The organism is Brevibacillus laterosporus (assembly GCF_030489605.1).
Lineage (GTDB): Bacteria > Bacillota > Bacilli > Brevibacillales > Brevibacillaceae > Brevibacillus_B > Brevibacillus_B laterosporus_E.
The window spans coordinates 1-14,664 of sequence record NZ_JAUKFY010000022.1; the positions used below are offsets into that span (position 1 = coordinate 1).

A 14,664-nucleotide genomic window follows, 5' to 3' on the forward strand; every position below is an offset into this window, starting at 1 on the left:
AGAGCACTTTTCAGCTTAAAGCGAGTTCATCTCGTCTCTCGCTTACCTTTATAACTCTATCAGATCATCATCTTAAAGTCAATAGTTTTTTAAAACTTTTTAAGAGATTTTTTTATAGAGTTGGTAACATCGCTTAAAGCGACGCTTTTTATAATACCAAACTAAAGACAGGTTATGCAAGTTTTTTTATTTTTCCCTAAATATTTTTCAATCCTAATTAAACTAACTTATAAAAACAGCATCCACTTTTCTCTAGAATAAACAAAAACGTCATCTTGATTATCTATAACCAAGAAAGCTTTCTACTAAACCGAGGTTCTCTATAGCATAAGCTCTCTCGTGAAATCCTAGCAATAATCCTGTAAATATTTTCACTCACAACAAAGGAAAAAGAGGTGACAAAATCGTCACCTCTTCGCAGTTTGGGTATAACTGCTTACATCATACCCATTCCGCCCATGCCACCCATAGCACCCATGTCTGGCATTGCTGGTTTATTTTCTTCTGGTTTATCTGCAACAACCGCTTCTGTAGTTAAGAACATAGCAGCAACTGAAGCAGCATTAGATAGAGCAGAACGAGTTACTTTAGCTGCGTCTACAATACCCTCTTCAATCATATTTACCCATTGTTCAGTAGCAGCATTGAAGCCAATACCTAGTTCTTCTTTTTTCAGACGTTCTACGATTACGGAACCTTCCAATCCAGCATTTGCTGCGATTTGGCGTACAGGTTCTTCCAAAGCACGAAGAACGATTTGGGCACCTAGACCTTCTTCTCCTTGAAGGTTTAGCTTCTCGATAGCATGCATAACAGAAATTAGTGTTGTACCGCCACCTGCTACGATGCCTTCTTCTACAGCCGCACGAGTAGAGTTCAGAGCATCTTCAATACGAAGTTTTTTCTCTTTCAACTCAGTTTCTGTAGCAGCACCAACTTTAACAACTGCAACACCACCAGCTAATTTAGCTAGACGTTCTTGCAATTTTTCACGATCAAATTCAGATGTAGTGTCTTCGATTTGTTGACGGATTTGAGCTACACGACCTTCGATAGCTGCTTTATCCCCAGAACCTTCAACGATTGTTGTGTTTTCTTTAGTAACAACAACTTTCGCAGCACGGCCCAATTGTTCGATTTTTGTAGCTTTAAGATCAAGTCCCAATTCTTCAGTGATTACTTCACCGCCAGTAAGAATAGCGATATCTTGCAACATCGCTTTACGACGATCACCAAATCCAGGAGCTTTTACCGCTACCGCTGTAAATGTACCACGCAATTTATTAACTACCAGTGTAGCCAAAGCTTCGCCTTCAACATCTTCAGCAATGATAACTAAAGGTTTGCCGCTTTGTACTACTTGCTCAAGTACTGGCAATACTTCTTGGATGTTTCCGATTTTTTTATCAGTGATTAAGATAAATGGGTTGCTAAGAACAGCTTCCATTTTATCAGTATCAGTGATCATGTAAGGAGAAGCGTATCCACGGTCGAATTGCATACCTTCAACCACTTCAAGCTCTGTTGCGAAACCTTTGGATTCTTCAACAGTAATTACGCCGTCTTTCCCTACTTTTTCCATAGCTTCAGCAATCAAGCTACCTACTTCAGGATCATCAGCAGAAATAGAAGCAACTTGTGCGATTGCAGCTTTGCTTTCTACTGGTTTGGAAATAGAATGGATTTCTTCTACAGCAGCACGAACAGCTTTATCCATACCGCGACGAATCACCATTGGGTTAGCACCAGCAGTTACATTTTTTAGACCTTCGCGAATCATGGAAGCAGCAAGTACTGTTGCAGTAGTTGTACCGTCACCAGCGATATCGTTGGTTTTAGTAGCAACTTCTTTAACTAATTGCGCACCCATGTTTTCGTATGCATCTTCTAGTTCGATTTCTTTTGCAATCGTTACACCATCATTTGTAATCAATGGAGAACCGAATTTTTTTTCCAAAACAACGTTACGACCTTTAGGTCCAAGTGTTACTTTAACTGCATTTGCAAGAGTTTCTACACCGCGCAACATAGAGCGACGTGCATCTTCGGAGAACTTGATTTGCTTTGCCATCTAATACTCAACCTCCAAATAGAAATATGTGTTTAGGGTAAATCAGTATGTGACGGTACCTTAGCCGATAACTGCCAAAATATCGGACTCACGAAGTACCAAATATTCTTTGTTGTCCAGCTTAACTTCTGTACCAGCATATTTAGAGAAGATTACTTTATCGCCTTCTTTTACTTCAAGGGCGATACGCTCACCGTTTTCAATGCGACCAGAACCCACTGCAACAATGCGACCTTCTTGTGGTTTTTCCTTTGCAGTATCAGGCAAAACAATACCACTAGCAGTTGTTTCTTCTTTAGAAATTGGTTCAAGTACGACACGATCACCTAATGGCTTCAACACAAAAAACACCCTCCTCAAAGATAGTACATAATTTTTCTTAAACGGTTAGCACTCACCTTTAAGGAGTGCTAACACCCAATTCCTATAATAATAAATCACTGAATGCTTTGCAAGTATTTTCAAGTACATTTACAGACAAAAACTTCTATCCCTGTAAGGTCTGGGACTAAGCATCCAGTCTCTTCATACATATATCTTCTGGAACTCTCTTATTCCACCTTCTTTTCTTTTATACAAAACTCTATTTATTAGTTCTATACTTGACGATATTTACTTATAGATGAAATAGAGAAAGATTTGCTAGACTCCGAGGAGGAATCGTACATGCCTAAAAAAAGCTGGTTTCTTGTTACAGCTCTTGGACTTTCACTTTTTGTTTTGTTGCAAACAAGCACGCAAGCCTCATCCGAGACGAAAAGTCATATGCGGATGATCTTCTCCCCTCTTTTTACGAAAACAAGCACGCTACATGCATCAGACTCTGACAAATATACCAAGGGTACCTCTGCTGATGTCATTGAAACAGTAAAAGAAACGACGAAAGCTGTTTTCCTGACAACGCTGACACCTGGGCACACTGCGTCTGCTAAATCGCCCCTTCAGCAAAATCAGCGAATAGTCACTCCTTCTATGAAGCAAGTTTTATCTACGACGGAAAAAAGAGAGACCCCCACGAAGCCCCTTGTTTCTGATCCTATTCTTTTTGGGGTCTCCTTGCATATGAGTTCCCAACAGGTGGAAGCTGCATTAGGTATCCCTGATCGTCGGGAACCCAGCTTATTGGGATATGAATGGTGGATCTATAACAAGCATCCTGATCGTTATGTACAGGTTGGCATTTTAAAAGGGAAGGTAGTAGATGTCTTTTCCAATAGTTCGAAAGCCGCTTTAACCAATCAAATACGTATTGGCACTTCATATGATACGCTCAAAAGGAGCTATTCTTTACAGGAGCGCGTTACCTTTTCTTATGAGGATACATTTGTGGAAATAAAAAATGACCGAGCAGAGCGGCCGTTACAGCTTGTAGGTGATATTCCTGTCTTATTTTACTTGGACAAGCACAACCAACAGAAGGTTACTGGCATCCGACTCATCGACAAGCTAGTTCTGCTTCAGGGCGGATTCTCCGAAACGAAGTGGACTTATACAGGGGAAGCACCCAATTTCACGCCTCCCACCCCTGATGCTAAAAGTCAGGAGGAGATTAATCGAGCGATGGAACGTCAGATATTAGATTTAACCAATGTCATTCGTTATCGCTATCAAATTCCACCATTGCGTTGGAACGAAAAAGCAGCCATTACAGCCCGTAATCATAGCATTGATATGCAGCGCAATCAGTATTTTGATCATATTTCCGCAACAACAGGCTTATCTCCATTTGACCGACTGAAGAAAAACGGTCTGTCCTATCGAATGGCAGGAGAAAATATTGCCGCCGGATTTCCTGATGCTATTGAGGCCTCTCAAAGCTGGTTAAACAGCTTGGGACATCGTAAAAATGTGCTCGAAAAGCAATTTGAAGAGCTAGGCGTAGGTGTCTTTTCTGACTACTTTACCGAAAACTTCGTTACACTCTCTGCAACCAAATAAATTATTTCTTGATGAGTTCACGTATCGCCCTTACATCTCTGGTAAACTCCGCTAATATGGTTTCCTCACGCTGATTATGCAGGATAAGCCATGGTTTGCGTTTCCCGTTCTTTGGCATCACCACAAAAACTCGCGCGATATGATCTTTTATCTTTTCTTTCGGAACAGATACTTTTATTGGAGGGTCCACAGGGATTTTTAAAATATAACAATGCTCCAACTGCGGGCTAATATCCTGGACTCTCCCGCTCACTGAGTGTAAAATCGTTTGCGCTTCCTGTTGAAAGAGAGTGCTATTTGAGTAATGGGATACAACCTTTTGCTGGTCGCTATCAAATAGCTCGACATTCTCTCCAGCTATCTGCGCTCCATCTGAATCGTTTCCTGTTGGGGCACCGCTAGTGGCCGTTGCTTGCTCACCCTTATGCAAGAATGGGAGAATTCCTGAGATTGCACCTGCCTTCATCATAGTGAAACCAGCCACCACCGCCGATACGGATAAAAAAATAGCAGATACTACAATCCACCTTCTTTTTTTCATCTATTTCACTCCTTTTCAAGCCATTTCGTCCATATAGTATTTGCTCGACAAAAAGCAGCTATACCAAACAGAGCAAGTATTTCTGTAAAACAATAAGCTTAATATCCATACGCAAAAGCCCCCCTCCTGAAAAAGCTCAGAGGGGGGCACATTCATTTTTTAAGAACTAATCATCACTATTTAAAATTCCTAAAAGACGGAGCAATGACAAGAACAAATTGATAAAATCGAGGTAAAGCGAAATAACAGCCATTGGGATATCATCATCTGCTACCCCATGTTTGAACTGAGACACATCATATAGGATATAGCCGCTAAAAATCAAAATCCCGCCAGATGCTATTAATAGCTGCATTCCCGTTCCTAATGGAATAAACAGATTTAGCACCTGTAACAGGATCAAGCCAATAAGAGCTGCAAACAAAAAGCCGCCGATTGAACTGAAGTCGCGTTTGGACACATAAGCATAACCAGCCAGTGAAATAAAGATAACGGTAGTGATGAGGAAAGCTGCGTTAACCAGCAAGGCCCCATTTTTCATTGCGTAGTATTGAAGCGTTGGCCCAAGCGTGATTCCACTGATGAACACAAAGGCGAATAAGAATCCATACCCGATTCGAACACCCTTTCTACGCATAAAAAAGGCACCGATCAGCATTAGCAATTCAACAACAACCAGTGGCAGGATAAAGGCCGGGGGAACAAATGCTGTTCCTACCGCACTACCAATCGTTGACACCAGCAGTGAAATGGCAAACAATCTCAAAATTTTAGGAAAGTTACTCTCTTCCCGATACACTTGCTCCGAATAATTCTCGTTCAAGCTTCAAGCACCTCCAATTTTTGGTTCCTACTTAAGAATCCTACCGATTCATGACAAGTTCTGCAACTATATTTACACAAAAAGAGCATAAATATAACTTTATGCTCTTTGAAACTATTTCATTTCAGAATCAGCTTGAACTTCCGCGATACCGTATTCACGTTCCCACGCCTCATCCTCTTTCAACTGCCGACGGTAAATGACTTTGGACAGAAACACACTGATCTCATACAAAACAAACAACGGAATCATTACGATAAAGTCACTCATGAAGTCAGGAGGTGTAATCACAATTGCAATAAAAGCTAAAATAAAATATGCGTATCTTCTTATTTTAGACAGCCTTACCGGATTGATAATCCGCAGCCTTGTTAGTAAAATCACCAGGATCGGAAGTTCAAACAAAAATCCAAAAGGTACAACCATATTAAACATAAAAGAGAAGTACTCACCTAATCCCCACATGACTGGGGTACCCAACTGAACGTTAATGTTAGTCATAAACAGAACCACTAACGGGAACACAACATAATAGCCAAAAGCTAATCCAATCAGAAACAACAGACAAATAACGGGAATAAACGATAGAGTTAGCTTTGTTTCATGTGGCTTTAAACCTGGTTTAACAAACGCCCATAGCTGTAACAAAAATACAGGTGTAGTTAGAATCATCGAAACCAGGAAAGCAAACTGCATGTACACCTGCAAAGCATCGGAAGGCTTCAAGGAAACTAATGTATTCATAGAAAGATTAGTCATAGGCGTTTGCTGTAGATACATAACAACCGGCCCGGCGTAGTATAGTCCCACTGCTAATCCGATAACAAAAACGAGTAGAACAATTAAAAGACGATTACGCAATTCGCCAATATGTTCCCATATAGTCATTTCTCTTTGTTTACTCATCCAACCTGCCTACCTTCTTCTTACGCTTTTGGTTCGCTGGAAGAGGACGCTTCTTTACGCTCCTGTTCGATTTTTGCGCGAATCTCCTTTTCTAGACGCTCGCGTTCCAGACGCTCACGAATTTCACGCTCTAGCTTTTCACGATCAATTTTCTCTGAGGTCTCCACTGTGTCCGCCGGTTTAGCAGTCGCTGCTACCACTTGCTGTTCGGCTGGTTTCTCTTTTTTATTCTCGTCAAAATCATCATTAGCAAGTCCGCTTGTTGCTTTTTTGAACTCTCGCAAAGTACTGCCCATAGCTCTTCCCAACTCTGGCAGCTTTTTAGGCCCAAAGAAGATGATAGCTAAAATGATCAATATAACAAAACCTGAAGCTCCAATTCCACTCATAATCAACATCTCCACTCATTTGATTATTAACACTTCCGTAAACCACCATAACCAAGTCGTGTCATATCACTTTCTTGGATGCGCTCTCCATACAGGATTCTAGGCAAAAAGACGTCAAACGATGTAACAGGCTCATGCATCACCGCTCCAGGTAAGCCTAGAATAGGGGTATCTCCTTTATAGGCGATCATTAGCATAGAACCAGGCAACATCGGCGTTCCATAACGTATAACATCAGAGCCTACACCAGCAATAGCTCCGGGTGTCTTATCATCTGGATCAACAGACATACCGCCTGTTACACAGATGAGATCAACTTCTTGTGCCAGGAAATATTCTATCTCATGTTGTATCATTTCTTTATCATCTGGGGCAAACCGTTGTTCAACTATTTGAGAGCCTAGCGCTTCTACCTTAGCTCTAATAGCGGGGCCAAACTTATCTTGGATTCGTCCCTGATAAACCTCACTTCCTGTCGTGACCACTCCTACCCTGCGAGCAGGAATGGGCAGCACATCCACGATCGGTCCTTCAAACTGCTTAGCCAAACGTTCTAACACGAGAATGTTTTCTTCTTTCATAATCAAAGGGATAATACGAGTAGCAGCCACAGACTGCCCCTTTGTTACCACTTGATTCGTTAGAATAGTGGAAAGGGCTATACCATCTAATTCATTTAAAGCATGAACGGCCTGCTCATTGATTTTACAAAGTCCGTTCGTTTTTGCCTTCATTGTAACCTTACCTTCATAAGGCTCTGTTAAAATAAGATTTGTGCCTGCAACAGCTTGGGCAATTCTTTGACCTGCCTCTTCTTCATGGATAAAGCCAGGAGGCATATCCATGATATAAATATGCTCTTTTCCTATAGAAAGCAGCGGTTCTATGTCTTCTGTTTTAATAACATGCCCTTTTTTAAACAACCTACCCTTGAACTCCCCGGGTAAAATCTGCGTCATATCATGAGGCAAAATCATGCCCACCGCTTCGCGGACAGGCACGACTTTAAAGTTCGGCTTTTCTACCATCCGATTCCACCCCAGTCTTCACCGGCTTCTTCTGAGCCTTGCAAAATATGCAATGCATCCGGCAGCATGTCTGCAATAGCGATAAAGCAGACCTCGACTCCTTTAGGGTTTCCTGGTAAATTGAAAATCAAACTGTTGCCTCTAGTCCCTGCAACAGCACGTGTTAACATTGCGCGGCGAGATTGCTTTAAACCTGCACGACGCATCTCCTCCGCTAAGCCAGGTACTGGACGATCAATTACCCATGACGTTACTTCCGGTGTAACATCCCGCGGACTCAATCCTGTTCCACCTGTGGTAATGAGAATATCGCATTTTTCTCGATCCACCAATTCGATCATATGCTCCTTCAGTTCTTCCATATCATCCGGTAAACAACGATAAATAATGTTTTCCGTATGCAAGTGCTGTTTGACTAACCCTCGCACCAACTGAATTCGATCATCCTCTCTTTCCCCACCAGCAATTGAATCACTAGCCGTAATGATGCCTATTTTCCATCCTGACATGTTAAACCCTCCTCCAATACCATCACAATTATACAATACCATCTTTTTGGGAATGGTGTAATGTATGTCCAAATTGTTTCAAATTCAGATAATTCCCTCTTCGGTGACGATTTGATCCAAATGGATATCAAAAGGCTCCATTGGCACTTTTTCAATCACCTGCATAGCAAAGCAAAATCCAATTCGTCTAGGTTCATGCGGCAAGCTTTGGAAAAATCGGTCATAATAACCGGCACCATACCCTAAACGCCCTTTTTGCCGGTCAAAGGCTACTCCTGGAACGATCACTACTTTAATCTCTGATAGCTTCAGCTCTGTTGAACGTGTGGGGTCTGGCTCCCAGATACCGTAAGCTCCCTTCTTCAAGCCACTTCTGCTCTCATATGTATAAGGTATTATTTTTTTATCCTCTCGATTCGTCAGGGGAAGAGCAACCTTTATGTCACGCTCTCTTGCTTCTTCTATAAAAGACCACGTATTGATTTCACTTCCAAACGAACTAAAACACATAATCGTTTGAGCTTCTTTTACAGCTTTGATACTCCATAAATGCTGCGTAGCCTTATCGGATTTTTGCCTGCGATCCTCTTTACTCAACAAATCACGCTCGCTAATCATCACCTGTCTCAAGCGTTTCTTCTCTTGCATGTGTATACTTTGCCCCCTTATTTGCCCACCTATTGATCGGCTCCCCTTGTTCCCGACCTCAGCTTTAGGTACACTGTTAGGATAGAGATCTGAATATCATCTCGGGGTGAAAGCTATGATTTTATTACAAGCAGAGCACATAACGAAGTCATATGGTGTTGAAACCATTTTACAGGATATATCTTTACAAGTACAAACGTTAGAACGGATCGGTTTGGTTGGAGTAAATGGAGCAGGGAAATCTACGCTGATGAAAATTATAGCAGGCGAACTTAGCTATGATAGCGGAGTGCTTCGTAAACCAAAGGATGTAACTATCGGTTACCTAGCCCAAAACAGCGGTCTGGAATCCAATAACTCCATCTGGGCAGAGATGCTTCTTGTTTTTGAGCATCTTCAATCAGAGGAAAAAGAGCTCCGCAAGATGGAAGCTATGATGGGCGATCCCGCAGTCTTTGAGGACGAAAAAAAATATCAGCAGATTATAGAGACCTATTCACATCGCGTGGAAGCCTTTAAAGAAAAAGGCGGTTATAGCTATGAAGCTAGCATTCGCGGTGTACTTCACGGTCTTCGTTTTTCAGACATGGATTATGAAACACCCATTTATACGTTAAGCGGCGGCCAAAAAACACGTCTGGCATTAGCGAAGCTACTTCTTCAGTCACCTGATTTGTTGCTGTTGGATGAGCCTACGAACTATTTGGATATCGAAACGCTATCCTGGCTGGAGGTCTATTTGCAAAATTACAAGGGTGCTATCCTAGTCGTTTCCCATGACCGTTACTTTTTAGATAAGCTAGTAAATATCGTCTATGAAATAGAGCGTCATCAGGCTCAACGCTATGTAGGCAACTACAGCCGCTATTTGGATCAAAAGGCGGTGCGCATAGAGCAGGAACTGCGCCGTTTTGAAAAGCAAGAGGAAGAAATCGCCAAATTAGAGGATTTTATTCAGCGCAATATCGCAAGAGCATCTACTACCAAACGCGCACAAAGCAGACGGAAAACGCTTGAAAAAATGGATCGAATGGATAAACCGATTTCGAGTAACAAATCTGCCCATTTCTCCTTTGAAATTGCCAAAATGAGCGGAAATAACGTGCTTAAGGTTCGAAATCTTGCCATTGGCTACGAGGAGGTCACGCTTTCCTCTCAATTGACCTTTGATTTAGAACGCGAAGAGCGCGTTGCACTAGTAGGACCAAACGGGATTGGAAAATCTACTTTACTGAAAACGATTGTGGGTCAGCTTACCGCCAAACAAGGACATATAGACCTCGGAAGTAATGTAACCATTGGCTACTATGATCAGGAACAACGCGAGTTAAATATGAGCAAAACCATTTTGGCAGAGCTATGGGATGATTATCCGCAAATGCTGGAGAAAGAGGTCCGCACTATCCTTGGAAACTTCTTGTTTAGCGGCGATGACGTGTTGAAGAGAATTGGCGACTTGTCCGGCGGTGAGCGCGCGCGTGTCTCTTTGGCTAAGTTAATGTTAAAAGAAGCCAATTTCTTGATTTTTGACGAGCCGACTAACCATCTGGATATCATCAGTAAAGAGGTATTAGAGAATGCCCTGTATGACTATCCCGGCACGATTTTATTTGTATCCCATGACAGATATTTTCTAAACAAAATGGCTACTCGCGTTCTAGAGATGTCTCCGACTGGAGTAACAAGCTACCTTGGTAATTACGACTACTATCTGGATAAAAAACAAGAGCTTGTAGAACAAGCTCAGGAAAAGGTTGAACAGACAAATTCAAAAACCTCAGCAGCCAGACCAAACACTCCTGAGAAAAGCAACTATGAGCTTGATAAGGAAGCGAAGCGTAAAGAGCGGCAACGCCAACGACGTTTAGAAGAAATTGAAAAAAACATTCAGGATACCGAGGAAAAAATCGCTACCTGGGAAGAAGAATTATGCCATCCTGATGTTTATTCCGATCATGTTGAGGCCCAGAAGCGTAATGATCTGATCAGCCAGGCTCGAACAACAATTGATCAATTGTATGCAGAATGGGAAGAGCTGTCGATGGACTAATACTTTCTAGCTATCTTATCTTCCTGTAGAGTTAAGAGTAGTGCAGGACTTACAAAAAAAATGATCGACGTGCCCGCTGTCACAATACCTGAATCATTTAAAAAAAGACCAGCCAACGAACCTGCCATGATCCCGCTAAAGCCCATAACCAAGGCAGGATAGCTGGCATACAATCTACGCATATACTGCTGCGGATAAAAGCTGATGACACTGACAATAAACAGGGATAGAAAAAATACCTTACTCCATAAAGAAACACGGATTAGGCGAAGATTCATTTCCAGCTTCCGCTGAATAATCTGACCCACTTCTATCCAGTTACCCGTTACAATGTCATGAGCAACTTTACCTACATGAGTCATTGGTTGCATCGAAAACAGATGAATAATAAGTAAACTCGCAATACCAACGAATAAGCTTCCTCCTACCAAGAGGAGGCTTATTTTGCGTAGACGGATTTGATAAAATCGAAACAACGTAACCACAAACGCAAGTCCAGTTGCCAAAAATCCCCCTGCATTCGTACCATATTGAGGAGAAGCCAGATACCATAGAATGATACCCATACATACAATAATCAAAATCAGACCCACTAGAGACAGATTCGTCTGTTCATCTTTTATTTGCTTTCTTTTCCGCCCTTGTTCCCATTGATAAAATGCAGCAAAAAAAAGCAGGCTGGCTCCAATTAATACCCCCTCATATTCGTTACCTATTCCATAAAAGCGCGCCCCAATGACCGGGTCATACCCGAGGAAAGAACGCTTCATCAAGTGAGCGCCCGTAAATCCATCTACTAATAAGCCGATTGTCGTACAAACTCCTATCAGAAAAAAACCAGTTGCTAGCGGGAGGCGGGATAACCAGTAGGCCATTACCCCAGCTACTATCCCTAACAGCGAAATTGTAGCAAGAACCGGTAAAGAGATATCCACGAGAGGCTCTAGCAAAAGCAAAAACGGGACTAATAGCAATGCAGTAAGCAATAGCCTTACAAATTTACGCACAGACAATGAAACTGGCCTAGATTGATACTGATATCGATACCATAATAAAAGCCCCAACAATAAGCCGGCCAACTGAAGGATGACAAAGCTATAAATAATGCTTGGTCTGTTCGCATATATACGATGAATGCGGTCTATTTTTTGGAAAAAGGAAGAAATTCTCCAATCCGACTGATTGTCTTTCACCTGACTTACTTCAGTCGTGGAAACAAATGGGATTGGTTGATTCGTTGCAGGATGAATCACATGCCCAATTACATGTTCGGGTAAAGGCAGATGAATCCAATGATAAACAGTTGGTAATAGATCCAATCCGCTCACGAGTCCTGGCTGACGTGTGGTTATGGACGTTAACTCGCCTGTTTTTGCTCCTGAATATGTCCACATGAGAAATGGCGTCAATATGCCCTTTTCTTTGATGGCAATTGGATTAGCATCTGCAGATAGCAACAGAAACATTTGGCCTGGTTGCAGTTTAGCAATTATTTGACCTGCTATCTTTGCTAAATCACCAATAATTTGATGGTACATCTGTTTAAAATGCGAGGGTGACATTTCAGGCATTTGTTTGTATAATCTTGCCAAATCCCCATATTGCCAAATGATTAGGCTTGAGCTTTTATCCTCTGCAATCTGTTGTAAAACAACATCTTTCTTTGTACGCAGACCATAAGGATAACGCAAGTCCTTTTCCAATATCATATCGGGCGATACCATTCCCTTTCTGATCTCTCCGGTTGAAGTAACCCCCAGTAACGAGGCATGCCGTTGCTTCTTTTCTCCGTAATCAGCATTTCCATAAAAAGCTACCGTACCGTCTACACGTTCAATGCCATCTCCCATTAATCCAATTCGGGCTGTATACGGCTTGTTTTCATTATCTCTTTGCAAACGAAAAATACCGGGGTATAAGAGCGTACTTTTTTTGTTAATCGTATGCGGATTCGTCAGGCGGCTCATTCGTTGTTCTGCTGTTTCATTATTGCTTGTGGATTCATTAGCCTGGTACAATGTTTCGCTGGCTTCTGTATATTGAGCCTGTCCTCCGCTACCCATCAATAGATAGCCATTCGCGGCCGTTCTTGGTCCGGCAGTCCGCATCGTTAATGCTGCATAGCCCGCCTTATGCATATGACCAGCAAAAGGCTGACGGTACCGCAGCTCTTGAAGATCATTGAAAGAAAACATATCCACAGCGAGTATAATTACTTGTCGATTCTTTATAGAAATAAATGGTGTGGTTAGTAGCGGAGATGTTGTAGACGCAGAGGCGGCAAATGCCGCTTTATGAAAACTGATCTCAAGAATGACAACCAATACAAGCATCCACCGAAGCAACTGTATTTTCATAAAGGTATTCCTCCTGTTAATAACAAGAAGCTGAATGATTATGCCGAATAATGTTATATGCATTTTTTCAACAGATTTATCCACAGTTAAAATAGCCTTTTCAACAGAAAAAAAACCATAAATAAGAGTTTTATGGACTAAACATCATCGTTATCCACATTATCCACAAAGATACTAACAGATTTATTACATTTGTTAAGAAATGATTGTGGATATTGTTTATAAGTTGATTTGCAACTCATCGACAATCCTTAGTAGCTTTCCCATCTCTCCTAGACAAATTCCTTTTATGGGGGTCATTGGAACAAAAAAACCCTTTTTAGCTTTATACTAAAAAGGGTTGGTCAATTCTAATCCAGGAACACCATTTAAATTAAGATCGGCAAATTTCCCCTGTTGGTATGAGACAAATCCAGCCGCCGCGATCATTGCAGCATTATCTGTGCAAAGAATAAGTGGCGGGATAGTTAGAGCCAGTCCTTCCTTTGCACACCGCTCACTTAATGCTGAACGTAATCCTTTATTTGCTGCTACGCCGCCCGCTAATAATATTTGTTTAGCCTGATACTCTCTTGCGGCTCGAATCGTCTTTTCTACTAAAACCTCAACTACTGAAGTTTGGAAGCTTGCTGCCAGATTGGCCGCAGGAATTTCTTCTCCTCGCTGTTTTGCATTGTGAAGCGTATTTAATACAGCCGATTTCAAGCCGCTGAAGCTAAAATCATACGAATCCTTCTCTAGCCAAGCTCTTGGCAGGCTAATACTTGCTTCCCCTTCATGAGCTAGCCGATCAATATGCGGTCCGCCTGGGTAAGGCAATTCCAATGAACGGGCAACCTTGTCATAAGCCTCTCCGGCCGCATCATCACGGGTTTCACCTAAAATCTCAAAATGCCCATGCTCTTTCATATAGATTAACTCTGTATGTCCACCAGAAACAACTAGACTGATCAGCGGAAATTGCATTTCCTCCACCAAACGATTTGCATAAATATGCCCTGCAATATGATGAACTCCTATAAGTGGAATTCCTTTTGCAAAGGAAATAGCTTTCGCAGCTGCTACGCCGACTAGAAGAGCCCCGACTAATCCCGGGCCATACGTCACTGCGATAGCAGAGATATCGTCCCAGCTTTTATTAGCAAGCTCTAGTGCCTCTTCTATGGTCACCGTAATATTTTCCACATGTCTGCGAGAAGCAACTTCAGGTACAACCCCCCCGAAGCGTTTGTGTATATCAGCTTGAGAAGCAATCACGTTGGATAAAATGGTTCTACCATTCTCAATAACGGCTGCCGATGTTTCATCACAGCTCGTTTCAATACCTAAAATACAGACTGGTCGATTCGATTGTAATTGTTGTTCATAGCGTTGTTGTACCCGCTTCATATAGCGAGATTGTCG

General features: G+C 41.9%; 13 protein-coding genes. 2 read left to right on the plus strand and 11 right to left on the minus strand.

Features of this window, described 5'->3' with window-relative positions; all coding sequences use genetic code 11:
* Nucleotides 1-436: 436 nt before the first annotated feature.
* Both groL and groES read right to left on the minus strand, forming a co-directional pair.
* Nucleotides 437-2,071 (minus strand): chaperonin GroEL, encoded by a 1,635-nt coding sequence (gene groL, locus QZ995_RS18900; protein WP_301809958.1) that lies wholly within the window; start codon nucleotides 2,069-2,071, stop codon nucleotides 437-439.
* A 60-nt stretch (nucleotides 2,072-2,131) separates the two neighbouring features.
* The gene (gene groES, locus QZ995_RS18905) at nucleotides 2,132-2,413 is read right to left on the minus strand and encodes a co-chaperone GroES (RefSeq protein WP_003333513.1); all 282 of its coding nucleotides are present in this window, start codon (nucleotides 2,411-2,413) and stop codon (nucleotides 2,132-2,134) included.
* Between the two features lie 324 nt (nucleotides 2,414-2,737).
* Here groES and QZ995_RS18910 point away from each other — a divergent pair, with 324 nt between their 5' ends.
* On the plus strand, nucleotides 2,738-4,009 hold the full coding sequence (locus QZ995_RS18910; RefSeq protein ID WP_301809962.1) for a CAP domain-containing protein: 1,272 nt from the start codon (nucleotides 2,738-2,740) through the stop codon (nucleotides 4,007-4,009).
* Nucleotide 4,010: 1 nt separating this feature from the next.
* Here the strand turns inward: QZ995_RS18910 and QZ995_RS18915 are convergent, their stop codons facing one another.
* The 7 genes from QZ995_RS18915 to QZ995_RS18945 form a co-directional block, all read right to left on the minus strand.
* Nucleotides 4,011-4,550 carry a hypothetical protein gene (locus tag QZ995_RS18915; protein ID WP_301809965.1) on the minus strand — a complete coding sequence of 180 codons (540 nt, stop codon included), beginning with the start codon at nucleotides 4,548-4,550 and terminating at the stop codon, nucleotides 4,011-4,013.
* 166 nt (nucleotides 4,551-4,716) lie between these two features.
* Nucleotides 4,717-5,373, minus strand: a complete 657-nt coding sequence (locus tag QZ995_RS18920; RefSeq protein WP_301809968.1) for a Bax inhibitor-1/YccA family protein — start codon at nucleotides 5,371-5,373, stop codon at nucleotides 4,717-4,719.
* A 114-nt stretch (nucleotides 5,374-5,487) separates the two neighbouring features.
* Nucleotides 5,488-6,279 (minus strand): twin-arginine translocase subunit TatC, encoded by a 792-nt coding sequence (gene tatC / locus QZ995_RS18925; RefSeq protein ID WP_301809971.1) that lies wholly within the window; start codon nucleotides 6,277-6,279, stop codon nucleotides 5,488-5,490.
* A gap of 20 nt (nucleotides 6,280-6,299) precedes the next feature.
* Nucleotides 6,300-6,668 (minus strand): twin-arginine translocase TatA/TatE family subunit, encoded by a 369-nt coding sequence (locus QZ995_RS18930; protein WP_301809972.1) that lies wholly within the window; start codon nucleotides 6,666-6,668, stop codon nucleotides 6,300-6,302.
* A 26-nt stretch (nucleotides 6,669-6,694) separates the two neighbouring features.
* On the minus strand, nucleotides 6,695-7,696 hold the full coding sequence (locus tag QZ995_RS18935) for a molybdopterin-binding protein (RefSeq protein WP_301809973.1): 1,002 nt from the start codon (nucleotides 7,694-7,696) through the stop codon (nucleotides 6,695-6,697).
* Entirely contained in the window at nucleotides 7,690-8,205 is a 516-nt protein-coding gene (locus tag QZ995_RS18940; RefSeq protein ID WP_018673793.1) for a MogA/MoaB family molybdenum cofactor biosynthesis protein, read from the minus strand. The genes QZ995_RS18935 and QZ995_RS18940 overlap by 7 nt, the downstream gene beginning before the upstream one ends.
* Before the next feature lie 84 nt (nucleotides 8,206-8,289).
* A complete protein-coding gene (locus QZ995_RS18945; protein ID WP_301809977.1) occupies nucleotides 8,290-8,853 on the minus strand; it encodes a 5-formyltetrahydrofolate cyclo-ligase in 564 nt (187 codons plus the stop codon).
* Between the two features lie 115 nt (nucleotides 8,854-8,968).
* Here QZ995_RS18945 and QZ995_RS18950 point away from each other — a divergent pair, with 115 nt between their 5' ends.
* Nucleotides 8,969-10,903 carry an ABC-F family ATP-binding cassette domain-containing protein gene (locus tag QZ995_RS18950; RefSeq protein WP_301809980.1) on the plus strand — a complete coding sequence of 645 codons (1,935 nt, stop codon included), beginning with the start codon at nucleotides 8,969-8,971 and terminating at the stop codon, nucleotides 10,901-10,903.
* Here the strand turns inward: QZ995_RS18950 and QZ995_RS18955 are convergent.
* Together QZ995_RS18955 and tsaD are read right to left on the minus strand one after the other, a co-directional pair.
* Nucleotides 10,900-13,260 (minus strand): hypothetical protein, encoded by a 2,361-nt coding sequence (locus tag QZ995_RS18955; protein ID WP_301809983.1) that lies wholly within the window; start codon nucleotides 13,258-13,260, stop codon nucleotides 10,900-10,902. The two genes, QZ995_RS18950 and QZ995_RS18955, sit on opposite strands and share 4 nt — an antisense overlap.
* A 330-nt stretch (nucleotides 13,261-13,590) precedes the next feature.
* Complete coding sequence (gene tsaD / locus QZ995_RS18960) at nucleotides 13,591-14,649, minus strand: tRNA (adenosine(37)-N6)-threonylcarbamoyltransferase complex transferase subunit TsaD (protein ID WP_437124754.1); 1,059 nt, start codon at nucleotides 14,647-14,649, stop codon at nucleotides 13,591-13,593.
* Between the last annotated feature and the right edge of the window lie 15 nt (nucleotides 14,650-14,664).

What these genes read in the sequence shown, in the direction of transcription:
- QZ995_RS18915 (WP_301809965.1), bottom strand. Translation starts at nt 4,550, where the DNA reads ATGAAAAAAAGAAGGTGGATTGTAGTATCTGCTATTTTTTTATCCGTA.
- QZ995_RS18955 (WP_301809983.1), bottom strand. Translation starts at nt 13,260, where the DNA reads ATGAAAATACAGTTGCTTCGGTGGATGCTTGTATTGGTTGTCATTCTT.
- QZ995_RS18910 (WP_301809962.1), top strand. Translation starts at nt 2,738, where the DNA reads ATGCCTAAAAAAAGCTGGTTTCTTGTTACAGCTCTTGGACTTTCACTT.
- QZ995_RS18930 (WP_301809972.1), bottom strand. Translation starts at nt 6,668, where the DNA reads ATGAGTGGAATTGGAGCTTCAGGTTTTGTTATATTGATCATTTTAGCT.
- QZ995_RS18940 (WP_018673793.1), bottom strand. Translation starts at nt 8,205, where the DNA reads ATGTCAGGATGGAAAATAGGCATCATTACGGCTAGTGATTCAATTGCT.
- QZ995_RS18935 (WP_301809973.1), bottom strand. Translation starts at nt 7,696, where the DNA reads ATGGTAGAAAAGCCGAACTTTAAAGTCGTGCCTGTCCGCGAAGCGGTG.
- QZ995_RS18950 (WP_301809980.1), top strand. Translation starts at nt 8,969, where the DNA reads ATGATTTTATTACAAGCAGAGCACATAACGAAGTCATATGGTGTTGAA.
- tatC (WP_301809971.1), bottom strand. Translation starts at nt 6,279, where the DNA reads ATGAGTAAACAAAGAGAAATGACTATATGGGAACATATTGGCGAATTG.
- tsaD (WP_437124754.1), bottom strand. Translation starts at nt 14,649, where the DNA reads ATGAAGCGGGTACAACAACGCTATGAACAACAATTACAATCGAATCGA.
- QZ995_RS18945 (WP_301809977.1), bottom strand. Translation starts at nt 8,853, where the DNA reads ATGCAAGAGAAGAAACGCTTGAGACAGGTGATGATTAGCGAGCGTGAT.
- groL (WP_301809958.1), bottom strand. Translation starts at nt 2,071, where the DNA reads ATGGCAAAGCAAATCAAGTTCTCCGAAGATGCACGTCGCTCTATGTTG.